Source organism: Pseudobutyrivibrio xylanivorans (genome assembly GCF_008935055.1).
Taxonomy (GTDB): domain Bacteria; phylum Bacillota; class Clostridia; order Lachnospirales; family Lachnospiraceae; genus Pseudobutyrivibrio; species Pseudobutyrivibrio xylanivorans_A.
Genome location: NZ_CP043028.1, coordinates 967,286 through 988,301, shown reverse-complemented (window position 1 = coordinate 988,301; position 21,016 = coordinate 967,286). Strand labels below are relative to the sequence as shown.

The window sequence follows — 21,016 nt, the reverse complement described above, 5'->3', positions numbered from 1 at the left end:
GGAGGACGGCATTATATGGCAGAAGCTACTTTAACAAAAGAACAACAGGATACACTAGGTGAGATTGCTAATATTAGTATGGGATCATCAGCAACTTCACTCAGTGCATTGTTAAATAATTTAAAGGTTGATATTACAACACCAAAGATTGATCTCATAAGAAAAAGTGAGGCTTTGGATGATTATCATAATGTATGCGTATTAGTTCATATCAATTATGTAAAGGGACTTTCCGGAAGTAATGTTTTAATTTTAAAGGAAAATGACGTAAAAATAATTGCTGACCTAATGATGGGAGGAGATGGAAGCAATACAGCTGGAGAAATTGGCGAAATACAGCTGAGTGCGGTATCAGAAGCAATGAACCAGATGATGGGAAGCGCAGCATCATCAATGTCGCAGCTACTGAATAGATTAGTGGATATATCGCCACCAAAGACAGACAATATCGATGTTGAGAGTGTAAAGATATTTGAAAAACTATTTGAATCACCAGAAATAGATTTTGTAAAGATTACATTTGATTTAAAGATAGGTAATCTGATTGATTCAGTTATGGTGCAGTTATATCCTATTTCTTTTGCATTAGACATGGTACATCTATTTGATAAAAAGGATGAATAACTAGGGGGAAAGATGGACGAGAACACCAAAAACATCCAACGGGAAATAGCAAGAGATAAAATTCAAATCATATTATCGGGTATTGCAGTTGCTGTGTTGATAGTCATGGAGCTTTATATCATGATTAACTTCAAAAGCAACTTCATGTTCATGGCAGTGGGAATACTGCTTATGATAGTTGCGCTATTTTTCCTGATAAGTGCTGTGCTGGATATAACCTTAAAAACCAAGGATATGGAAGAAAGGAAATATGAGGATATTTATAACGCGCAGAAGGCTTCGTATCTCGTCATAAAAAAGAGTTTTGATGAATTAGATCAAAGACTTAGAAATATTGAAGAAAATAGTGCTTTGCCAGCTGAGGATATTATAAATGCGCAAAAGGCAGTAGCAAAGGTTACTATTTCAAGAAGTAAAGAAAATACAGATGCCTTAATGAATTCAAATGATGAGCTTATAAATCAATTGTTCTCAATTAAGGAAAAGCTTGAAGCAAGTAACAATCAGATTCTTGAAAAACAGCAGGCATTGCTTAAGGAATCAAATTTTGATATTCAGCAGAAAATAACAGAACTGACAAATCAAATTTCAAATATCGAGAGTAAAATTCAAAATAGTGCTCCGGTTATGTCTCAACCATACCAAATGGCACCACCAATGCCACCTGTATATCAAGCGCCACCAATTGTGCCAGCCACAGAACCAGTACAAAAAGTAGAGCCAAGGCAAGAAGCCGTTCCTGAGCCAATTATGGAATCCCCTGTAGAAATTAACCTTGAGGAAGTACTGGTAGAAGAGTCGGCAGCTGAGCCAACAGAAGATTTGGGATTAGACTTGGATATGGCTGTTACGGAAGAAGTTCAGTCAGAAGAAGCATTACCAGAAGAGCCAGTTGAGGACTTAGGATTAGATTTAGATATGGCAGCTACTGAGGAAGTATCTACAGATGATATATCGATAGATGAGCTACCTCAAAAAGAACTGTTAGAAGAACCGTTGGCTGAGGAAATATCAGCTGAAGAAGCACCAACTGAAGAAATCATGACTGAAGAGCCAGTAGGTGTAGAGGCCTCAGACAATGAAATAATTCTGGAGGAGGTAGTACAGGAAGAACTGCCATTGGAGGAGACAGCAGAAGCTGTTCCTGTAGAGGAAGTGACAGAAGAATCACCTGAAGAAGAGATTATACTTGAAGAAACTCCAGAAGAAGAAATACTATTGGAAGAGACTTCGGAAGAGGAGATAATATTAAGTAATGATGACCCAGGAGCTGACTTGGATGCATTGCTTGAAGAGGTAGGTGGGGATGAAGAACTCCCAACAGAAGAAGTAGCCTCAGATTCAGAACCTGAGGCTGAGGAAGCAAAGGAAGAAGAAATTGTTATTCCTGATGTGGGAGTAGATTTAACAGATCCAAATAGGGTAATGAGCGCAGAAGAGATTGAGAAGCTCTTTGCTAGCATCTAGAAATGAAAGCACCTGTCGCATAAAATGACAGGTGCTTTTATAAAACATAATACAAGTAAGTATTTATATATTAAGTTTTCACAGAATTCAGAAACTATTTTAAAAAGTCTGTCGCGAAAATAAGAAAAAATTGAAAAAAATTAAAAAAAAGGGTTGCAAAAAAATGAAAAAGGCTATATACTTTATTTCGTTGCTGAGGCAATAAGAAATAAATAAGACATGCGCGACTAGCTCAGCTGGCAGAGCACCTGACTCTTAATCAGGGTGTCCAGGGTTCGAACCCCTGGTCGCGCACTCCAAATCGTCAAGAAGAAATTCTTGGCGATATTTTTTTGCGTAAAGATACAGAAGAAATATTTGAATATCTGGGGAGATTAATTCAAATAAATGGATGTAATAAAAAAGCGGCATCATAGTCTTATTTGGCGCGAGCAGGGATACCGTACCAAGCGAGGGAGGACCTACGCCGGCGGGAGGACCATCGCGAAGGTGCGGAGGGTGCCCTGCGGGAGCTTTGAAAAACTAAAGAGCCGCTTTAAAATATTATCTACTACAGATTAGCTTGTAAATTGGATTACCCATAGAAGAAAACTTTTCTTCATATTCTGTCATCACATTGCCCTGGTTCATCTCTGTATCCCCATGCAAATCATAAGTAACAGCATCCAACTTCCAAAGAGGATGATTCTCAATTTCGTCAACAGAAAAATCGAATAAATCCTTATTGTCAGTTTTAAACTCAATATGTCCTTCCTTAGCAAGAATAGCATTGTATCTGTTAAGAAAAGTAGAAGACGTAAGTCTGCGCTTACTATGTCTATCCTTTGGCCAAGGATCGCTGAAGTTTAAATAAATCCTGTCCACTTCGTAACAAGCAAATATATCAAGAATATCAGCTGCATCGAAGCATATAAAGCGGAGATTAGGAATCTCCTCATCCTCAACCTTCTGGATGGCACGGAGAAGCACACTTGTGTATCTCTCAATGCCTATGTAGTTGATATCAGGGTTTTGCTTTGCAAGAGTAGTAATAAACTGGCCCTTACCCATACCAATCTCAATATGGAGAGGATTGTCATTTCCAAAGACCTGTGATTTATATAAACCTTTGAATTTTGCTGGTGTATTAATACAGTAGCTACTATTTGCAACTACTTCATCGGCACCAGGAATATTTCTAAGTCTCATAGATACCTCCGAATCATTAAAATCGAGAAAAATTATAACATAAAAAATACAGTATAAATACTATAAAGAATAAGATAAAAAAGTAGCGGAACCTAGCTATTTTCATTATAATCTAAGTTATGAATAACAGAGATTTATTTAAATACGGAGAAGAAATATTAAATAGTATAAATCGAGCTGCAGAAACAGGGGACTTTTCACATTTGAGTAGAGATGTGAGAGATTTTGTAGGAGACGCTACAAAAGGCTTTAAAACAAGTCCAAGCACATCCGTGGGTTATGATATTGGAACTGAAATTAGGGAATCTATAGAAACTGGCTTAAAGGGTGTTTTGGGTGGAAAAAAAGAGAGAAGAACTCCATTTTTTTCTACAAAGATAAACAAAAGCAAAGGTATAGGTAAGCTTGTTGCAGGTTCTGTTATTTCCTTTGATGCAGGAATTGCATTACTAAGCAATTTACTGATGATACCAATAGCAGCCTCAGACATTGGAATAGCTGTTGGAGTTATGGCTTTCGAGAGCTTAATGCTTATATCAGGTATTGGTCTTATAATAGCAGGAAAGAACAATCGTAAAGTAATAAAGCATTATTTTGAATACGGAAGAATTGTTGGTGAAAGACCATATATTACAATTCGAGAATTGGCTGAACGGACAGGATATAATCCAAAAGAAGTGCTTCGCATGGTAAAACAAATGAGAAAAAGAGGATATCTTCCATATTCTGCGTTGGACATGGAAGAGACCACATTAATGCTGACAGATGAGGTATATAGCCAGTATTCTCGTACGGAGCAATATAATTCTCAACTAAATGAGGAAGCAAAAAATAATAGCAAGGAAGAAACACCTAATAATCAGGCTGGAAAAGTGAAATATTACACTATAGATGAGGATCTTCCACAGGAGGTACAGAACATTCTAGAGGAAGGAAATGAGTACCTTAACAAGATTCGCTATTATAATGATTTAATCCCTGATACAGAGACTATGTCGGACAAGCTATATACACTTGAGGCAACTGTGCTTTCTATTTTCAAAAAGGTAAAGGAAGAACCAGAGGTGGCAGGAGATTTGAGAAAGTTCATGTCGTATTATCTCCCAACTACTGAAAAGCTTCTTCAAAGCTACGTAGATCTCAGAAAAGAAAATTTGAGCGTGGAGAATATAACCAATTCACAAAGGGAGATTGAAGATGCAACAGATGTAATAAATGATGCGTTTGTGCAGCTTCTTAATCAGCTATTCCAAGATGCTGCATGGGACATCTCTTCTGATATTTCGGTTATGAAGACAATGATGAAGCAGGATTCGCTTATATAATGACAAAGTGGGAGGAAAAAATGGAATTCAAAACAGAGACACCAACGTTAGTATTTGATGCAGTGAATATGCCAGAGGACGCTGAGCTTCCTGTAGCAAAAGCTGATGAAATGAAAGAGGAAATAATCCTCAGCGAGGAGGAAAAGGCTCAGGTTGAAGCTTTCGCAAAGCAAATTGATTTATCAAATTCCACAGCAATTCTAAATTATGGAGCTGGAACCCAAAAGAAGCTTTCCGATTTTTCAGAGAAGGCACTTGATAGTATTCGTACCAAAGATATGGGCGAGGTTGGTGACATGATTACTAAGCTTATTGGTGAGCTTAAGGATTTTGATGCCACAGAGGAAGAAAAGGGTTTAAAGGCATTATTTAAAAAGAGCTCAAACCGCCTTACCGCCATGAAAGCAAAGTATTCAAAGGTAGAGACTAATGTAAATGTAATCACTACAGAGCTTGAAAAGCATGAGACAACTCTTCTTAAAGATGTAGCAATGCTTGATCAGATGTATGAAGCTAATTTGGCCTATTTTAAAGAGCTTTCAATGTATATTGCGGCAGGAAAGAAGAAGCTTGAAGATACAAGAAATGGTGAGCTTGTTGAACTTCAGAAAAAGGCAAGTGAGACAGGACTTCAGGAAGATGTTCAGGCAGCAAAGGATTTAGCTGCAATGTGTGATCGATTTGAAAAGAAGCTATATGATCTTCAGCTTACAAGAACAATTGCGCTCCAGAGTGGTCCACAGATTAGGATGGTTCAGAGCTCAGATACAATGATGGCAGAGAAAATCCAATCCACCATCGTTAATACAATTCCGCTATGGAAAAATCAAATGGTAATTGCTATTGGTGTTGAGCATTCAAATCAGGCGGCAAAGGCACAGCGAGAGGTTTCTGATATGACAAATGAGCTGCTTAAAAAGAATGCTGATGCGCTTAAGACTGCAACCATAGAGACAGTAAAAGAGTCAGAGCGAGGAATTGTCGATATTGAGACTATTAAGCACACTAATGAGCAGCTAATTAGTACAATGGATGAGGTTCTTAGAATTCAGGCTGAAGGTAAGGAGAAACGTCGTAATGCTGAGCAGGAGCTTTCTCAAATTGAGCAGGAATTAAAGACAAAATTATTAGAGGCATCGAAATCGTAAATTATGAGTTTTAGGAAATTAATAACAAAGCTTTTAGCTTTTATACTTTTATTTAATAGTCTGTTACTATGTGATGTGGAGACAGTTCAGGCTGAGGATTACTGGCCAAGTGGTGTAGATGTGGTAGCGGAGTCTGCAATCATAATGGAGCAGGAGACCGGAACAATTCTTTATTCGAAAAATATGGATGAGGTTCATTATCCTGCAAGTATCACCAAAATAATGACCGCACTCATCGTTTTGGAAAATTGCCAATTGGATGAAACTGTTGTTTTCTCAGCAGAAGCGGTATACGGAACAGAGCTTGGTTCTTCAAGCATTGCCAGAGACGTTAACGAAGAGATGACAGTTGAGCAGACTCTGTATGGAATGATGCTTGAATCCGCCAACGAATGTGCCTATGCATTAGGTGAACATGTAGCAGGCTCCATGTCAGCATTTGTTGATATGATGAATGCAAAGGCTAAAGAATTGGGGTGTAAAAATACCCATTTTAACAATTCTAATGGTCTTCCTGATGAGGAACATTATACAAGCGCTTATGATATGGCGTTGATTGCAAGAGCGGCTTATCAGATTCCGAAATTTGCAGAGATTGTAGGAACAAAGAATTATACTATTCCTCCAACAAATAAGCATTCTGATCCAACCCCTCTTAACAATCATCATCAGATGCTTCATTACTATAAGACAAATAAATATATCTACGAGCCATGTTTAGGTGGAAAGACTGGATATACAGTAGTTGCAGGAGCTACCCTTGTAACGTACGCAAAGAAGGATGGAATGACTCTGATTTGCGTTGTAATGAAGGATACAGTTGGAGAGCAGTACACAGATACAACAAATCTTTTTGAGTATTGCTTCAATAATTTCAGTAAATACTCTGTTGCAGATTTTGCATCTATTTCTGAGAATGATACGGATGTCACAGGAATACTTAGCGAAAATAGTGAGCTTATTAAGATTGATAAGAATGGCCTTATTGTTATTCCAAAGACAGCAAGTGTTTTGGATGTAACCTCTACAGTAGAGCCATTCACAGATGAGAATGATAAATCTGTAGTTGGCCAGATTAGATACACTTATGCAGATAGAAGCGTAGGACAAGCAAATTTAAAATTTGCTAACGCGGATGTAGAAAGCTACCCATTTGATAATCTTCCAGTTGAAAAAGGTGGCAGTGGCAAAGAATATATTCAGGTAGACTATCCGAAAATTGGACTTAGTATTCTGGCGGTTATTATTGTGATATTGATTATTCTTTACATCAGAAGCAAATCAAGCGAAATTCTTTTGATGAAGCATAGGTTTAAAAGTAAGCATGCTAGACCCCAGAAAACCAATATGACTATTATCAGAGATAATGGGAAAAAGCATAGAAGACGTCGATAAAAGACAATATATTAGAATAAGGACAGTAAAATTATATATTATATAATAAAACGACAGTTTTGAAGTTTTAAACTGTCGTTTTTAATATGCTATAGACCAAAGAAAAATTCTCTAATTGTAACAAACAATTCATCGATTTATCAAACTATTTATTAAAATTTCTAATTGATGTTTATTGCTTGTGAACAATATTATTCCATGAGAAGAGTTAATCATAGTGATAATTTTATCAGCAAATGTATCTGATTCTGTAAGAAGCTGGTATAAATAATCCTTATATTTACCCTCTGCTTTGAGAAACAATGTTTCATAACCTTCAAATTGATTTAAGCTGGCGTTAGTTTTCTTTAAAAGAAATGCTATTTCCTTATCCTGCTCCAATTGAGATTCTGTTTTGTTAATAATAAAATAACCGCGTTCATCCTTTGGCATTTGAAGTGATTTCACCGCACGTTGTACCTGCTTAGTCAAACTGTCACTTGCAGGATAAAGAGATTGAAAATAGCTCATGAAATCTGCCGCAGTTTTAAAGTGCTCATTAGTACCGCGTTCCAAAACCTCTGTCATAAGTATTTTTTTGATTACCTTTTCGCATTCCTTGCGGGAAGGGTTTTTTCTAAGATTAATTGTATTTTCAGACATAAAATCCCCCTGTAAGACAATATGAATAAATTCTTTTATATTATACGACAAATATAAGAGTTTGACAGCAGTTTCAGTTAATGTGATAATGATAATAAGTTACCTCGTTAAAGAGTAAGGAGTGGAAAAAATGGAAATGCTATTATCGAGAGATGAAAAAAAGCAGTACCAGCTAGAGCAGATTAATGATCTAGTAGAAAAAAATGGCGGTCTTGTAAAAGCTAGCGATATTGATGCTCTAGGGGTAGATTACAGAAGAGTGCTGAAATTTGTGGAGGAAGGGTATCTTATCCGTGTGAAGAGTGGCTATTATACCACGAAATACTTTGAGTGCGATGAAGACCAGTGGATTTACAAGCTTTTTGGAGAGGATGGAATTCTTACTATGGAGTCTGCCCTCTATGTATATGGATATTTGAAGGACAGACCATATAAATGGAGTATTGCCATCAATAAAAACACAAGCAAGTCCAGATTTAATATAGATTATCCAATTGTGGAGCCATATTATACCGAGCCTGAGGTACTGGAAATAGGAGTAACTGAGGCGAATTTTGCAGGTGCAAAAATGAAGATTTATACCAAGGAACGTCTGATTTGCGATTTCTTAAAATATCAGGAAAAGGTAGATAGGGAAGATTTCAAAAAGGGCGTATGGGCATACATCATGGATGAGGATAAAGATGTTGCTAAGCTAATGGAGTATGCAAAGGAACGTAAGGTATTAAAGAAGGTTCAATCGATGATAGGTGTGTGGCTCTAATGATTAATCGTTTGCAGATAAAGGAAAAATCTGAAAAACTGAATATTCCATTTAAAAATTTACTCAGCGCAGCTGTTGCTGAAATTATCATTGAGCTTCTGGCAAATGGAAAGTATTGTAATGAGCTATATCTTTGCAATACAAGTGATTTTAGTACAAAGATATACAAGGATCTCTGCATATCAAATATTTATTATGAATACGTTAGAGAATTAGATGATAAGATGGCGATTCTTTACATGCGAGATGTACTTAAAGAAATAATGGCAAAAGGAGCATTGGAAGCATTTATAGTAAATGGAAATGTTGATGATACGGGAATAGCCCTAAAGATAACGGTTGACGAAATGTATATTCCACTCAGACTTCATTTTAGGAAGCATCGGGGAGCACATGAACCGGAATTATTGACATTAAAGCTCACAGCCTATGAAAATAGAACAGTGGAGGTGCTGACCAATCCAAAGGAAGATGAATTGGTTAAACATTTGGGAGAGATAATAGAAAAGCTTGAACTGATTAATGATATGGATCATTATTACATAGCCTATGAGATTCTTGTATCTTGTCCGGTGAATGGACGAAAGATAAAGGACAGTCTGTCAAAGCTTCTTCAGGAAAAGAATATTGTCATAGACGATAGCAGAATAAGTATGTTAAAGTCCTATGGTGATTATACTTATATGAAAAGAAAGTGGAAAGTTGAATTACGACAAAAAAAGAAGTCCGAACCAACATGGTCGGACGTGAATAAATGTCTAATTAATTTTTTGGAACCAATTTGGGATGCAATGGAAAAGAATATTGTTTTCCTTGGAGATTGGATGCCACAGCTTAAACGCTTCCTTGACTAAATATTTATACTACAAGTTAGCAAACAAAATTGTGCTTTAGGATAGAAAAAACAGCATAGTAGTACGAGCTTCTATCATTTACTTTGAAGAATTGCTGTTCCATTGATATGCTGGAAAGAGTTTCAATTTCCTCAGTATCAATAAGGTTAGTATAGCAGCGATCCTCAATGTAGCTTCTGGTTGTTTGTTTAAAGAACACACTTTTAAAAAGCGGACCTATACAACGCTTGTTGTAAACTCCACAGATTGTATCTAAGAATTCACCAGAAAACTTAAAACTGGTTATATCATAGTTGTAAGACTGGTCGTAGAGATACACAGCAATACGAGGGTCCATAAATGGAGTATCCACTGACATGAAAAAGGCTCTATCCCCTGAAAGCATAGTCAGGCATGACAGAATAGCGCCATAAGGACCAGCATTTCTAGAAATATCAGGAATTTCCTGGGCATCGAGACCTAAATGAGTAAGGTCACCTCGCTCATTTACAGAAAGATAGACTTTATCAAAAAAAGGGCTGAATTTATCATAGATATATTCAACCATTGTCTTATCTTCAAATGGTAAAAGAGCTTTCTTAGTGCCCATGCGAGAGCTGTCGCCACCGCAGAGAATTACTAGAGTTCTGTTCATGTGTACCTCCTGATGATTTAGAAATATTATATTCATTTTATATATAAAATAAAAGTCACAATAGAAATTATGAGTTTAAAAGAGACACTTGAGAATTATTCCAAATCGAATATGTATCCATTCCATATGCCAGGACACAAACGCAGGCTTTCAGGGATCTACGAGATAGATATGACAGAGGTTGAGGGAGTGGATGATTTACACGACCCAGAAGGAGTTTTGCTTGAAGAAGAGAAAAGGATGGCAAAAATCTTTGGGGCTGATGACAGTTATATGCTTGTTGGAGGCTCTACAGTTGGAAACCTCGCAGCTGTTTATGCTGCTTGTAACGAAGGAGATTGTGTCTTAATTCAAAGGAATTCTCACAAAAGCGTTTATAATGCGGTAATGCTTAGACGTTTGAAGGTGGATTACATTTATCCTACTGTAAGAGAAGATGGTATTTTTGAGGCTGTGACGCTGAAGCAGGTTCAAAAGGCTGCCCAGCGGCAAGTATCAGTAAAAGCTATTATACTTACAAGTCCAACCTATGAGGGTTATCACTGTAAAATTAAGGAAATAGGGGATTATTGCCATGAAAATGGCATCTTGCTTATTGTGGATCAGGCCCATGGAGCTCATCTTGGATTCAATGAGTATTTTAAAGAAAAAGCTATAGGAATAGCAGATATCACAATACAAAGTCTCCATAAAACATTACCAAGCCTGACCCAGACCGCTGCAATGCACATTTCTGGAAAACGGATTGACAGAGCTCGTGTACGTCAGGCACTTGATATTTTTGAGACTAGCTCGCCATCCTATGTACTTATGAATTCAATAAGTGATTGTCTTGATAAGTTAGAAAAAAACAGCGAATTATTCCAAGAATATGTGGATAAACTTCAGGATTTTTACAAGGCATGTGGAGAATTGAAGCATATTCAGCTTATACAGGCAGCAGCCGAGGTAAAAGATCCTGGAAAGCTTATTATTTCCACGAAAAATAGCAACAGTACCGGAGTGCAGCTGGCTAAAATTCTTAGGGAAAAATACAATATAGAAACAGAACTATCTAGCTTTGCTTATGTTCTTGGAATGACTAGCATTATGGATAGTAAAGAAGGCTTTGAGCGTTTGAAAAATGCCTTGGTAGATATAGATAAGACCTTGGAGGAAGGCCAAATATCCGTACCTAATCTAGCTATGGTTCCGTCAAAGAGAATGGAGATATATGAAGCGAAAGCTGGAAATGAGAATCAGGTGGATTTAAATGAAGCGCTGGGTAAGGTTTCAGCAGAAATGATATGCATTTATCCACCAGGGGCTCCTATTGTGGTTCCAGGAGAAGAAATAACAGAGCAGGTAATTGAAATCATACATGAGGCTAAGATAAAGGGACTTCATGTGACGGGACTTAGCAATGACAGTATCTCCGTTGTCAATTAAGGCTTTGTGAATTATACTTTTTATATTAAAAGAAGAAGAGGATTATATGGGTAGTATTTATTGCATAATGGGCAAGAGCTCATCAGGAAAGGACACTATATTTAAGCTCTTGCTAGAGAGGGAAGATGTTAACCTAAAGAGGATAGTTTCATACACGACCCGTCCAATTAGAAGCCATGAAAAGCCAGGGGATGAGTACAATTTTGTATCAGTAGAACAGAAGGATAAGCTTATTGAAGACGGAAAAGTAATTGAAATTCGTGAATATAACACAGTTCATGGCCCATGGTTTTATTTTACCGTGGATGATGGGAATGTAGATCTCGAGAATAACGATTATCTCATTATAGGAACTGTTGAAAGCTTTGTGAAAATCCGCGATTATTACGGAGAGGAAAAGGTTTTGCCGATATATATAGAGGTAGACGATGGCATCAGATTGAGCAGGGCACTTGAGCGTGAAAGAAGTCAGGAGCATCCTAAGTATGAGGAGATGTGCCGAAGATTTCTTGCAGACCAGCAGGATTTTTCAGAGGAAAATCTAAAGAAAGCCAGAATTACCAATGTATTCAATAACAACGAGAATAGCACGATTACAAGCGATAGGATAGCGGAATTTATCAATAAGTAGAGGTGCAATATGGATATTCGAGTAAGTGATGTTAGTCAGGTACAACCAGCAGAAGCAGCCAAACAAACAGCGCCAGTGGATGACACCTTCAAATTCACACTAGCTGCTGCGGTTGATGATGCCGAGCTTCAGGAAAAATTAACGAACCTTTTGAATGACATCACTACTCAGGGTAAGCTTTTATCTGAGCATATGGATATTCGCGATATGAAGCGCTATCGCGGACTTGTAAAGGATTTTTTGAATGAAGTAGTAAATCGCTCTCATAAGTTTTCCAGAGAGAATTTTTTGGATAGACGAGGTCGTCACAGGGTTTATGGTATGATAAAGCTTGTGGATGAGCATATGGATGAATTGGCAACAGCCCTAGTTCAGGATGAGCGAGACCACTTGGATATATTAAACCGAGTTGACGAAATCAGAGGATTACTCCTTGATATCATCACCTAAGGATTTTGTAGTAAACGGGAGAATAGTAATAAATGAGCTTTGCGGAAATTGTAGGCCAGGAAGATGCAAAGAGCCTTCTTAAAAATGCAGTAAATACAGGAAAGCACAGCCACGCCTATATTTTCAGCGGAGAAAAGGGCTCTGGAAAAATGATGCTGGCAGAGGCTTTTGCAGCAATGCTTCAGTGTGAGAATCCATCAGCTGATGATGCTTGTGGAGAGTGCCACTGCTGTAAGCAGAGTCTGAGCCACAACAATCCAGACATTATTTATGTTTCTAGGGAAGAGGGCAAAAGCAACATAAGTGTTGATGTGATTCGAGAGAAAATCGTAAATGACGTTGATATTAAGCCCTATAGTAATAAATTCAAAATCTATATTGTTGAGGAAGCAGAGAGAATGAATCCTCAGGCTCAAAATGCAATCCTCAAGACAATAGAGGAGCCGCCTGAATATGCCATCATTATTTTGCTGACAGCAAATCATAATGCATTCTTGCAAACCATATTATCCCGATGCGTTCTTATTCAAACAAAGACCGTAGATACTGCAAGTATTAGAAACATCCTGCAGACGAAGTATGAAACAGTGGATTATCAGGCTGAAATGGTGGCAAACTTTGCCCAGGGAAATGTTGGAAAAGCCATTGCTCTTGCGACAGACGTAAGCTTTTCTGAGGTGAAGGACAAGGTGGTTTCTATATGCAAGCGCGCAGGACGAATGGATGAGCAACAGATAGCCGATGAAGTAAAAGATATCAAGGCCGCTAATGAATCCGACAAGAAGGCAGAGGACACAGATGCTGAGAAATTTCAGGGTTTCGTGGAGCAAATGCTAGATTTAATCACCCTTTGGTACAGAGATGTGCTATTATATAAAGCGACATTGAATGATAACCTTCTTTTATTTAAGGAGGATGCGTTTGATATACACGAGCAGGCACAGCATTGCTCATACAGTGGCTTGAATCATATAATTAATGAAATTGCAGAGACAAGAGCCAGACTTAATGCAAATGTCAACTTTGAATTGACGATAATGCTTTTAATACAGGCGTTGAAGGAGAACAGTAAATAGATGATAAAGGTAATAGGCGTTCGCTTTAGAGGAGGCGGAAAAGTATATTATTTCGACCCAGATGGGGTTGAGCTCAAAAGAGAAGACCAGGTTATCGTTGAAACAGTACGAGGCGTGGAAATTGGAACAGTTCTTTTAGTAGACAAGGAGATTTCCGACGATGAGGTGCCAGGTCCAATCAAGAAGATTATGAGAAAGGCCACAGCCGAAGATGTTAAAAAGGCTGCCAAGAATGTTGAAAAAGAAAAAGAGACAATGAAAATTTGCGAGGAGAAGATTACAAAGCATGAGCTTGAGATGAAGCTGGTAGGCGCTGAGTATACCTTCGACAACAACAAGCTAATTTTCTATTTCACAGCAGATGGACGTATCGATTTTAGAGAGCTTGTAAAGGATCTTGCGGCTGTATTCCATACACGTATCGAGCTTAGACAGATTGGTGTGAGAGATGAGACCAAGCTTATGGGTGGAATTGGTATCTGTGGTAGAGAGCTCTGTTGTAAGAGCTATCTTGCTGATTTTGTTCCGGTTTCAATTAAGATGGCAAAGGAGCAGAACCTTTCACTTAACCCAACCAAGATTTCAGGTCTTTGCGGAAGACTTATGTGCTGCCTGAAAAACGAGCAGGAGACATACGAATATCTCAACAGTCGTCTACCTGGCATTAATGACACGGTTACAACACCTGACGGCTTTAAGGGGACAGTTCAGTCTGTGAATGTGCTTCGTCAGACTGTACGTGTGCTTTTCGAAGACGGAGATCTTAAAGAGGTAAAGGACTACCCTACAGATCAGTTGAAGTTCAAGCCTAGAAAGCGTAAGGTACAGGTTTCTAAGGAAGAAGCTAAGGAGCTTGCCGACCTGGAGGACAAGAATTAATGGAAAATCTTGTGCGCTCTGATGAGCGATTAGATGATCTACAAATAAATGGATATAAAATTATTCAGCATCCTGACAAATTCTGTTTTGGCATGGATGCTGTCTTGTTATCTGACTTCGCGAAGGTGAAGCCAGGGGAGACGGTTCTTGATATGGGAACTGGCACCGGAATTTTGCCAATTTTGCTTGAAGCTAAGACAGAAGGTTCACACTTTACAGGCTTAGAGATCCAGCCAGAAAGTGCAGAAATGGCTAATCGTTCTGTTTTATTTAATGGATTACAGGATAAAATTGATATAATAGAAGGTGATATTAAGTCTGCATCGGAATTTTTTGGAAAAGGTTCAATGAATGTAGTTACAAGTAATCCGCCGTACATGACAAATCATCATGGTCTGAAGAATCCTAACGATGCAAAGGCTATTGCAAGACACGAGCTGTTGTGTTCTCTTGAGGATGTGATAAGTCAGACAGCGGCTGTTCTGAAGCCTAAGGGTAGATGCTATTTCGTTCATCGCCCTTTCAGACTGGTGGAGATAATCACACTGATGAAGCAGTACAAGCTTGAGCCGAAGCGCATGAGGCTTGTATATCCATTTGTAGACAAAGAACCAAACATGGTGCTAATTGAAGGTGTAAAGGGTGGAGGAGCCCAGCTCACAGTTGAAGCACCACTTATTGTATACGATGCCCCAGGCCAATATACAGAGGAAATATATAAGATATACGGAATGATAATGGAGAAATAGATGAGTGGAACACTTTACCTGGTAGCAACACCAATCGGCAATCTTGAAGATATGACCTTTCGTGCAGTGCGTATCCTGAAGGAAGTAGATTTGATTGCTGCAGAGGATACCCGAAATTCAATAAAGCTACTAAATCACTTTGAGATAGATACCCCAATGACAAGCTATCACGAGTTCAACAAGGTAGATAAGGCAGTTTCTCTTATTGCCAAGTTGAAAGAGGGTCAGAATATTGCGGTAGTAACAGATGCAGGAACCCCTGGTATCTCAGATCCAGGTGAAGAGCTTGTAGCAATGTGCTATGAGGAAGGAATTGAAGTTACTTCTGTTCCAGGACCAGCAGCCTGTATTACAGCGGTTACTATGTCAGGTCAGGCCTGTAGACGTTTTGCCTTTGAAGCATTTTTACCAAAGGATAAAAAAGAGCGTCGTAGGGTTCTTGAAGAAATAAAGAATGAAACAAGAACTATTATAGTATACGAGGCTCCACATCATTTGATTGGAACCTTAAAGGAGTTGACAGAGACTCTTGGTGAGGACAGAGGAATAACCCTTTGTCGCGAGCTTACAAAAAAGCATGAGGAAAAGGAAAAAACTACCTTAGGTGGTGCGCTTAAATCCTACGAAACCAAAGATCCAAGGGGTGAGTATGTTCTTGTAATTGCCGGGAAGTCAAAGGCGGAGGTTATAGAAGAGGCAAGAGCAGCTTTTGAGGAGATGACTATTCAGGAGCATATGGATATGTACCTTTCAAAGGGAATGGACAAAAAGGAAGCTATGAAAGCTGTGGCAAAAGACAGGGGTGTTAGCAAACGCGATATTTACAACGCGTTATTATAGAAAGGGGAAGTGTATTGGAGAATATTGAAAAGCTAAAGGAAATGATTGATGATTCTCAGAAAATCGTCTTTTTCGGAGGCGCAGGGGTTTCTACAGAAAGCGGTATTCCAGACTTCAGAAGCAAGGATGGCCTTTACAATCAGCATGATGTAAGGTTTGACATGTATCAGCCTGAATATTTGTTGAGCCATAGCTGTCTAATGCATGAACCAAAGGTTTATTTTGAGTTTCATAGGCAGAAGATGGATACCAGAAATATAGAGCCGAACAATGCCCATAAATATCTTGCAAAGCTGGAGGAAATGGGCAAGCTCATTGGCGTAGTTACTCAGAATATTGACGGTCTTCATCAGAAGGCCGGCAGTCATAAGGTATATGAGATTCATGGAAGTGCGCTTAGAAATTATTGCATGAACTGTGGAACAAGCTATCCTGTTGATTATATATTTGATTCAAAGGACGATATTCCAAAGTGTGATTACTGCGGTGGCGTGGTCAGAGCAGATATCACTCTTTACGAGGAAGGATTACCTGAGGACCAGGTTGAGGGTGCAATTACTGCAATATCAAGTGCGGATATGATGATTATTGGTGGCACTTCACTTACAGTTTACCCAGCAGCATCCTTTGTGAATTACTTCCACGGAAAATATCTTGTGGTAATTAACCAGAGTGATATTAATGTGCGAAAAGCTGAGAATACATTAATTATTCATGAAAGAATTGGTGAAGTATTCACAGAATTAGCCAAAATACAAGGGATTACACTTTAAAATCAGCAAAAAGCCTTGAAAAATACCTTCTTACGTGTTAATATCTTAATTCGTGGTATAAAACATTTATATCCTTGCTAAGCTACACTATTAGAAAGTAGCTTGGCCTTAAAGACCAAAAGGAGGTAGAAAAGCATGAACAAGTATGAATTAGCACTCGTTGTTAATGCGAAGATCGAAGACGATGCAAGAACTGCCACAGTTGAAAAGGCAAAGGAGTACATCACTCGCTTTGGTGGACAGATCACAGACGTCGATGATTGGGGCAAGAAGAGACTTGCTTACGAAATTCAGAAGATGAATGAAGGTTTCTATTACTTCATCCATTTCGATGCTGAGCCAGGCGTACCTGCTCAGATCGAGGAGAATGTTCGCATCATGGACAACGTACTTCGATTCTTATGCGTTAGAGCTGACGAGGCTTAATAGTATAAGACAAGGAGATTAATTATGAATAAAGTTATTCTTATGGGACGTCTCACTAGAGACCCAGAAGTTCGTTACGGTGGAGCGACTAACAGTGCTGTTGCAAGATTCTCTCTTGCAGTTGATCGTAGATTTAAGAGAGATGGCGATGAGCAGACAGCAGATTTTATTAACTGCGTTGCTTTCGGAAAGACAGCAGAGTTCCTTGAGAAATATGCTCGTAAGGGCACAAAGTTCGTTGTAGAGGGTCGTATTCAGACTGGCTCTTATACAAACAAGGACGGACAGAAGGTTTACACTACCGATGTAGTTTGCGAGAATGTTGAGTTTGCAGAAAGCAAGAACTCACAGGGCGGCGGCAACAATGGCGGCTTTGACGGTGGCAGCAATTTCGCACCAAGCTCTGACGCAGGCGACGGCTTCATGAATATCCCTGATGGAATTGACGAGGAATTACCGTTTAACTAAGTCAAGGCAACGAAAGCTTTGACTAACATCATTAGGAGGTTAAATCATGGCTTTTAATAAGACAGGCGATGGTCAGCAGAGAAGAAGACCAATGCATAGAAGAAAGAAAGTCTGTGTTTTCTGTGGTAAAGATAATACTATCGATTACAAGGATACAGCAAAGCTTAAGAAGTACATTTCTGAGCGTGGAAAGATTCTTCCACGTCGTATCACAGGCACATGTGCTAAGCACCAGAGAGCTCTTACAGTAGCTATCAAGCGTGCTCGTCACGTGGCACTCATGCCTTACGTACAGGATTAATCGTTGATTTTCCGCTACTTGTAGAGGATAAGGGCATTAAAAGGGTTTATCTAGGACCTATATTTCGTAGTTCTTGGATACTTGATAATACCTGATAATAACGATATGTCTGAAGAACATAAGCTATATAGAGCACTTTCTAAGGAAACTTAGAGAGTGCTTTTTTAATGTTTAAACATCTAAATCAGCCTTCCATAACTTGTGTTTTTGTTGATGAAATCATCAAAGAAAAGGAGAAAAGCTATGGCAAAGGTAATCGCAATTGCAAATCAAAAAGGCGGAGTTGGAAAGACAACTACCGCAGTCAATCTAGGAACAGGTCTTGCAGAGGAAGGCAAGAAGGTACTTCTTATAGATGCTGACCCTCAAGGAAGCCTGACAATCAGTTTAGGCAATCAACACCCAGACAAGTTAGAAAATACTCTGGTAGATATAATTGCTAGAGTTGTAAATGAAGAGGATATTGAAGAAAGATATGCAGTAATCAAGTTCAAGGATGGAGTTGATCTTATTCCATCGAATATTGAGCTATCAGCTGTTGAAATATCCTTAGTAAACACCATGAGCAGAGAATTAGTGCTCAAATCATATATTGATTCAGTTAGAGATGAGTATGATTACATAATCATCGATTGTATGCCATCACTTGGAATTATGACTGTTAATGCATTAGCTTGTGCAGATACAGTTTTAATACCAGTTCAGGCGGCATATTTACCAGTTAAAGGCCTGCAGCAGTTGATTAAGACCATTTATACAGTTAAGCGAAGATTGAATCCGAATTTGGAGATAGAAGGTATCTTGCTGACAATGGTGGATAATCGTACTAACTATGCAAAGGATATTGTGCTTGAAGTAAATGATGTATATGGAAAAACAATCCCTGTATTTCCAATAGAGATTCCTTTATCAGTGAGAGCCGCTGAGATTAGCTCAATGGCAAAGTCTATTTATGATTATGATCCAAAGGGAAAGGCTGCTTTTGCTTATATGTCATTAACAAAGGAGGTACTTGCACATGGCTGCTAAGAGAGAAAAGATTCATTTTGCTTCAGTAGAGGAGCTTTTAGGTGCTCCAACAGAGACAGGCGAAGGAACTGTAGAGTTAAAGCTGAGCGAAATATATGGATTTGAGAGCCATCCTTTCAAAGTAATTGATGATGATAAGATGGAAGATTTGGTTCAGAGCATTAAAGAAAATGGCGTGCTTACTCCAGTAATTGTAAGGCCTGATGATGAAGGAACATATGAAATGATATCTGGCCATAGAAGATTTCATGCTGCATCCAGAGCAGGATTGAATGTAATCCCTGCAATTATAAAGCCAATGACAAATGATGAAGCTGTTGTAGCTATGGTAGATGCCAATGTCCAAAGGGAAGAAATCCTTCCTAGTGAAAGAGCCTGGTCATTGAAAATGAAAATGGATGCTATGAGAAGACAAGGAGCGCGTAATGATTTAACCTCGCGCACTCAGTGCGGGAAGTCATCAGCAGCGCAAGCAGGAGAAGCCTTTGGTTTAAAAGAGAGGCAAGTACAGAAATACATAAGGTTAACAAACCTCGTGGAAGAATTATTAGAGCTTGTGGATAACAAGAAGTTAACGATGGGTATGGCTGTGGATATATCCTACTTTGATAAACAGCTTCAAGAATGGATATATGAATATATTACTGAGAATGGAGCTATTAAGCCAGAACAAATAGCTATGTTAAAGGCAAAAGAAAATACTGCGAATATAGGACAGGAAGCATTTATTCAAGAGATGGATGATGCAGTTAAAGTAAAGAAGAAATCAAAAGCAGTATCACTTTCAGAAAGAAAGCTTGATAAGTATTTCCCTTATAAGACCTCTGCAGCTGAAAGGGAAAAAGTCATTATAGAACTATTAGAGAAATGGAAAAAAGAGCAGGAGGGCGCATAATATGGGATTAAATTACTTTTATAAGCATCAAGCAGAACAGTATTCTTTTATTAGAATACCCAAGGCAATGATGACGGAAGATATATTCTCGTCTCTTTCTGTAGAGGCAAAGGTGCTGTATGGAATGCTTTTAGATATAATGAGCAATTCGCAAAAGGATAGATGGATTGATGATAAAAACAGAGTATTCATCACCTATCCAATAAATAAAATACGCGAGGATCTTGGGGTTTCAAAAGGAAAAGCTATTGAATGTTTACAGGAACTGGAAGAAATAGGTTTGATAAGTAAGAAGCATAGAGGACAGGGGAAACCAGATTTTATATATGTGAAGAGCTTTATGGTGGAACCCAAGGTAGCGACAAATGGATTTTAGAGGTTCAAATTTTAGACTTGTGAGAAGGGAGAAAAGTAATGAGCGAGATACAGTTCAAATACTTTTATGGAACTGAGGCAGATACCTTCACTTTTTATAGAATACCTAAGCTATTGGTAACGCATAGTTATTTTGATAATGTAAGCAATGATGCCAAAATGCTATATGGATTAATGCTTGATAGAATGTCTCTTTCGGCTAAAAATGGTTGGTTTGATGAGGAAAATCGCGTATTTATCAAATTCTCAATAAAGGACGCTATGAAGCTATTGAAAATAGGGAAGAACAAAGCAATTAAGTTATTTGCTGAGTTGGATACTGTTGATGGAGTAGGATTGATAGAGAGAAGAAATCAGGGACAAGGCAAGCCAGCAGTAATTTATGTGAAGAGTTTTATGTCTGAGGTTTTAAATTCAAACCGGTTAGAAAATGAAACCACTAGTGGTTCGGATATAAAACCTCTAGAGGTTTCAAAAGCAAAAGATAGATATTCCTCAAATGAAAAACTCATTGCAAAACAGAAGGTATTTCTAATACATTAAAGATTGTATTTTCAATTTTTGGGGTATTTTATGTGATATAATCCGATTAAAACTGTTGAAAAAGGCTTAATTGTTTGTATGCCAAAATAGCGACTTGCATTTTCTTCTGCAAA

Annotated in this window: 25 protein-coding genes and 1 tRNA gene; 23 read left to right on the top strand and 3 right to left on the bottom strand. The window is 38.3% G+C overall.

Going from position 1 to position 21,016, the window contains the following annotated elements; all coding sequences use genetic code 11:
• Positions 1–15: 15 nt before the first annotated feature.
• The 3 genes from fliY to FXF36_RS04445 all read left to right on the top strand — a co-directional run bounded on the left by fliY (position 16) and on the right by FXF36_RS04445 (position 2,385).
• Positions 16–624 (top strand): flagellar motor switch phosphatase FliY, encoded by a 609-nt coding sequence (gene fliY, locus FXF36_RS04455; RefSeq protein WP_151622671.1) that lies wholly within the window; start codon positions 16–18, stop codon positions 622–624.
• Positions 625–636: 12 nt separating this feature from the next.
• Entirely contained in the window at positions 637–2,091 is a 1,455-nt protein-coding gene (locus FXF36_RS04450; protein WP_151622670.1) for a hypothetical protein, read from the top strand.
• Between the two features lie 221 nt (positions 2,092–2,312).
• Positions 2,313–2,385, top strand: a tRNA-Lys gene (locus FXF36_RS04445).
• Positions 2,386–2,634: 249 nt separating this feature from the next.
• Here FXF36_RS04445 and trmB read toward each other — a convergent pair.
• Positions 2,635–3,279 carry a tRNA (guanosine(46)-N7)-methyltransferase TrmB gene (gene trmB / locus FXF36_RS04440; RefSeq protein WP_151622669.1) on the bottom strand — a complete coding sequence of 215 codons (645 nt, stop codon included), beginning with the start codon at positions 3,277–3,279 and terminating at the stop codon, positions 2,635–2,637.
• A 203-nt stretch (positions 3,280–3,482) separates the two neighbouring features.
• Between trmB and FXF36_RS04435 the strand changes: the two genes are divergently transcribed.
• The 3 genes from FXF36_RS04435 (at position 3,483) to FXF36_RS04425 (ending at position 7,147) form a co-directional block, all read left to right on the top strand.
• Positions 3,483–4,604 (top strand): winged helix-turn-helix domain-containing protein, encoded by a 1,122-nt coding sequence (locus FXF36_RS04435; RefSeq protein WP_167511286.1) that lies wholly within the window; start codon positions 3,483–3,485, stop codon positions 4,602–4,604.
• Between the two features lie 68 nt (positions 4,605–4,672).
• Positions 4,673–5,752 carry a toxic anion resistance protein gene (locus FXF36_RS04430; RefSeq protein WP_420330101.1) on the top strand — a complete coding sequence of 360 codons (1,080 nt, stop codon included), beginning with the start codon at positions 4,673–4,675 and terminating at the stop codon, positions 5,750–5,752.
• Between the two features lie 3 nt (positions 5,753–5,755).
• On the top strand, positions 5,756–7,147 hold the full coding sequence (locus FXF36_RS04425) for a D-alanyl-D-alanine carboxypeptidase family protein (RefSeq protein ID WP_151622666.1): 1,392 nt from the start codon (positions 5,756–5,758) through the stop codon (positions 7,145–7,147).
• A gap of 129 nt (positions 7,148–7,276) precedes the next feature.
• Here FXF36_RS04425 and FXF36_RS04420 read toward each other — a convergent pair whose 3' ends face one another.
• Entirely contained in the window at positions 7,277–7,789 is a 513-nt protein-coding gene (locus FXF36_RS04420; RefSeq protein WP_151622665.1) for a hypothetical protein, read from the bottom strand.
• Between the two features lie 130 nt (positions 7,790–7,919).
• Here FXF36_RS04420 and FXF36_RS04415 point away from each other — a divergent pair, with 130 nt between their 5' ends.
• Positions 7,920–8,552: a type IV toxin-antitoxin system AbiEi family antitoxin domain-containing protein gene (locus FXF36_RS04415; RefSeq protein WP_151622664.1), complete on the top strand. Its 633-nt coding sequence runs from the start codon at positions 7,920–7,922 to the stop codon at positions 8,550–8,552.
• A complete protein-coding gene (locus tag FXF36_RS04410; protein ID WP_151622663.1) occupies positions 8,552–9,406 on the top strand; it encodes a hypothetical protein in 855 nt (284 codons plus the stop codon). The genes FXF36_RS04415 and FXF36_RS04410 overlap by 1 nt, the downstream gene beginning before the upstream one ends.
• A 16-nt stretch (positions 9,407–9,422) precedes the next feature.
• Here FXF36_RS04410 and mobA read toward each other — a convergent pair whose 3' ends face one another.
• The gene (mobA, locus tag FXF36_RS04405; protein ID WP_167511285.1) at positions 9,423–10,040 is read right to left on the bottom strand and encodes a molybdenum cofactor guanylyltransferase; all 618 of its coding nucleotides are present in this window, start codon (positions 10,038–10,040) and stop codon (positions 9,423–9,425) included.
• Positions 10,041–10,109: 69 nt separating this feature from the next.
• On the opposite strand from mobA, the gene FXF36_RS04400 reads away from it, so the two are divergent.
• From FXF36_RS04400 to FXF36_RS04330, 15 genes are all read left to right on the top strand, one after another.
• On the top strand, positions 10,110–11,468 hold the full coding sequence (locus FXF36_RS04400) for an aminotransferase class I/II-fold pyridoxal phosphate-dependent enzyme (protein WP_151622661.1): 1,359 nt from the start codon (positions 10,110–10,112) through the stop codon (positions 11,466–11,468).
• Between the two features lie 46 nt (positions 11,469–11,514).
• Positions 11,515–12,099 carry a nucleoside/nucleotide kinase family protein gene (locus FXF36_RS04395; protein WP_151622660.1) on the top strand — a complete coding sequence of 195 codons (585 nt, stop codon included), beginning with the start codon at positions 11,515–11,517 and terminating at the stop codon, positions 12,097–12,099.
• Between the two features lie 9 nt (positions 12,100–12,108).
• On the top strand, positions 12,109–12,549 hold the full coding sequence (locus FXF36_RS04390; protein ID WP_151622659.1) for a YaaR family protein: 441 nt from the start codon (positions 12,109–12,111) through the stop codon (positions 12,547–12,549).
• Positions 12,550–12,581: 32 nt separating this feature from the next.
• A complete protein-coding gene (locus FXF36_RS04385) occupies positions 12,582–13,625 on the top strand; it encodes a DNA polymerase III subunit (RefSeq protein ID WP_151622658.1) in 1,044 nt (347 codons plus the stop codon).
• Positions 13,626–14,504 (top strand): PSP1 domain-containing protein, encoded by an 879-nt coding sequence (locus FXF36_RS04380; RefSeq protein WP_151622657.1) that lies wholly within the window; start codon positions 13,626–13,628, stop codon positions 14,502–14,504.
• Positions 14,504–15,253: a tRNA1(Val) (adenine(37)-N6)-methyltransferase gene (locus FXF36_RS04375; RefSeq protein WP_151622656.1), complete on the top strand. Its 750-nt coding sequence runs from the start codon at positions 14,504–14,506 to the stop codon at positions 15,251–15,253. The genes FXF36_RS04380 and FXF36_RS04375 overlap by 1 nt, the downstream gene beginning before the upstream one ends.
• Positions 15,254–16,093 carry a 16S rRNA (cytidine(1402)-2'-O)-methyltransferase gene (gene rsmI / locus FXF36_RS04370; protein ID WP_151622655.1) on the top strand — a complete coding sequence of 280 codons (840 nt, stop codon included), beginning with the start codon at positions 15,254–15,256 and terminating at the stop codon, positions 16,091–16,093.
• A gap of 14 nt (positions 16,094–16,107) precedes the next feature.
• Positions 16,108–16,866, top strand: a complete 759-nt coding sequence (locus tag FXF36_RS04365) for an NAD-dependent protein deacylase (protein WP_151622654.1) — start codon at positions 16,108–16,110, stop codon at positions 16,864–16,866.
• 135 nt (positions 16,867–17,001) lie between these two features.
• Entirely contained in the window at positions 17,002–17,292 is a 291-nt protein-coding gene (gene rpsF, locus FXF36_RS04360; RefSeq protein WP_151622653.1) for a 30S ribosomal protein S6, read from the top strand.
• A gap of 24 nt (positions 17,293–17,316) precedes the next feature.
• The gene (locus tag FXF36_RS04355) at positions 17,317–17,760 is read left to right on the top strand and encodes a single-stranded DNA-binding protein (protein WP_151622652.1); all 444 of its coding nucleotides are present in this window, start codon (positions 17,317–17,319) and stop codon (positions 17,758–17,760) included.
• Between the two features lie 46 nt (positions 17,761–17,806).
• Complete coding sequence (rpsR, locus tag FXF36_RS04350; RefSeq protein ID WP_151622651.1) at positions 17,807–18,061, top strand: 30S ribosomal protein S18; 255 nt, start codon at positions 17,807–17,809, stop codon at positions 18,059–18,061.
• Between the two features lie 243 nt (positions 18,062–18,304).
• Complete coding sequence (locus FXF36_RS04345) at positions 18,305–19,090, top strand: ParA family protein (RefSeq protein WP_151622650.1); 786 nt, start codon at positions 18,305–18,307, stop codon at positions 19,088–19,090.
• Entirely contained in the window at positions 19,080–19,985 is a 906-nt protein-coding gene (locus FXF36_RS04340) for a ParB/RepB/Spo0J family partition protein (RefSeq protein WP_151622649.1), read from the top strand. The genes FXF36_RS04345 and FXF36_RS04340 overlap by 11 nt, the downstream gene beginning before the upstream one ends.
• A 1-nt stretch (position 19,986) precedes the next feature.
• A complete protein-coding gene (locus FXF36_RS04335; RefSeq protein WP_151622648.1) occupies positions 19,987–20,361 on the top strand; it encodes a replication initiator protein A in 375 nt (124 codons plus the stop codon).
• A 38-nt stretch (positions 20,362–20,399) separates the two neighbouring features.
• The gene (locus FXF36_RS04330) at positions 20,400–20,903 is read left to right on the top strand and encodes a replication initiator protein A (RefSeq protein ID WP_151622647.1); all 504 of its coding nucleotides are present in this window, start codon (positions 20,400–20,402) and stop codon (positions 20,901–20,903) included.
• Positions 20,904–21,016 lie beyond the last annotated feature (113 nt).

Bases quoted from the DNA above. Each gene is read 5' to 3' on its own strand.
- FXF36_RS04410 (WP_151622663.1), top strand. From the start codon at position 8,552: ATGATTAATCGTTTGCAGATAAAGGAAAAATCTGAAAAACTGAATATT.
- rpsR (WP_151622651.1), top strand. From the start codon at position 17,807: ATGGCTTTTAATAAGACAGGCGATGGTCAGCAGAGAAGAAGACCAATG.
- trmB (WP_151622669.1), bottom strand. From the start codon at position 3,279: ATGAGACTTAGAAATATTCCTGGTGCCGATGAAGTAGTTGCAAATAGT.
- rpsF (WP_151622653.1), top strand. From the start codon at position 17,002: ATGAACAAGTATGAATTAGCACTCGTTGTTAATGCGAAGATCGAAGAC.
- FXF36_RS04450 (WP_151622670.1), top strand. From the start codon at position 637: ATGGACGAGAACACCAAAAACATCCAACGGGAAATAGCAAGAGATAAA.
- fliY (WP_151622671.1), top strand. From the start codon at position 16: ATGGCAGAAGCTACTTTAACAAAAGAACAACAGGATACACTAGGTGAG.
- FXF36_RS04340 (WP_151622649.1), top strand. From the start codon at position 19,080: ATGGCTGCTAAGAGAGAAAAGATTCATTTTGCTTCAGTAGAGGAGCTT.
- FXF36_RS04415 (WP_151622664.1), top strand. From the start codon at position 7,920: ATGGAAATGCTATTATCGAGAGATGAAAAAAAGCAGTACCAGCTAGAG.
- FXF36_RS04330 (WP_151622647.1), top strand. From the start codon at position 20,400: ATGAGCGAGATACAGTTCAAATACTTTTATGGAACTGAGGCAGATACC.
- FXF36_RS04400 (WP_151622661.1), top strand. From the start codon at position 10,110: ATGAGTTTAAAAGAGACACTTGAGAATTATTCCAAATCGAATATGTAT.
- FXF36_RS04380 (WP_151622657.1), top strand. From the start codon at position 13,626: ATGATAAAGGTAATAGGCGTTCGCTTTAGAGGAGGCGGAAAAGTATAT.
- FXF36_RS04425 (WP_151622666.1), top strand. From the start codon at position 5,756: ATGAGTTTTAGGAAATTAATAACAAAGCTTTTAGCTTTTATACTTTTA.
- FXF36_RS04395 (WP_151622660.1), top strand. From the start codon at position 11,515: ATGGGTAGTATTTATTGCATAATGGGCAAGAGCTCATCAGGAAAGGAC.
- FXF36_RS04385 (WP_151622658.1), top strand. From the start codon at position 12,582: ATGAGCTTTGCGGAAATTGTAGGCCAGGAAGATGCAAAGAGCCTTCTT.
- FXF36_RS04355 (WP_151622652.1), top strand. From the start codon at position 17,317: ATGAATAAAGTTATTCTTATGGGACGTCTCACTAGAGACCCAGAAGTT.
- FXF36_RS04345 (WP_151622650.1), top strand. From the start codon at position 18,305: ATGGCAAAGGTAATCGCAATTGCAAATCAAAAAGGCGGAGTTGGAAAG.
- FXF36_RS04430 (WP_420330101.1), top strand. From the start codon at position 4,673: ATGCCAGAGGACGCTGAGCTTCCTGTAGCAAAAGCTGATGAAATGAAA.
- rsmI (WP_151622655.1), top strand. From the start codon at position 15,254: ATGAGTGGAACACTTTACCTGGTAGCAACACCAATCGGCAATCTTGAA.
- FXF36_RS04420 (WP_151622665.1), bottom strand. From the start codon at position 7,789: ATGTCTGAAAATACAATTAATCTTAGAAAAAACCCTTCCCGCAAGGAA.
- FXF36_RS04375 (WP_151622656.1), top strand. From the start codon at position 14,504: ATGGAAAATCTTGTGCGCTCTGATGAGCGATTAGATGATCTACAAATA.
- FXF36_RS04390 (WP_151622659.1), top strand. From the start codon at position 12,109: ATGGATATTCGAGTAAGTGATGTTAGTCAGGTACAACCAGCAGAAGCA.
- mobA (WP_167511285.1), bottom strand. From the start codon at position 10,040: ATGAACAGAACTCTAGTAATTCTCTGCGGTGGCGACAGCTCTCGCATG.
- FXF36_RS04335 (WP_151622648.1), top strand. From the start codon at position 19,987: ATGGGATTAAATTACTTTTATAAGCATCAAGCAGAACAGTATTCTTTT.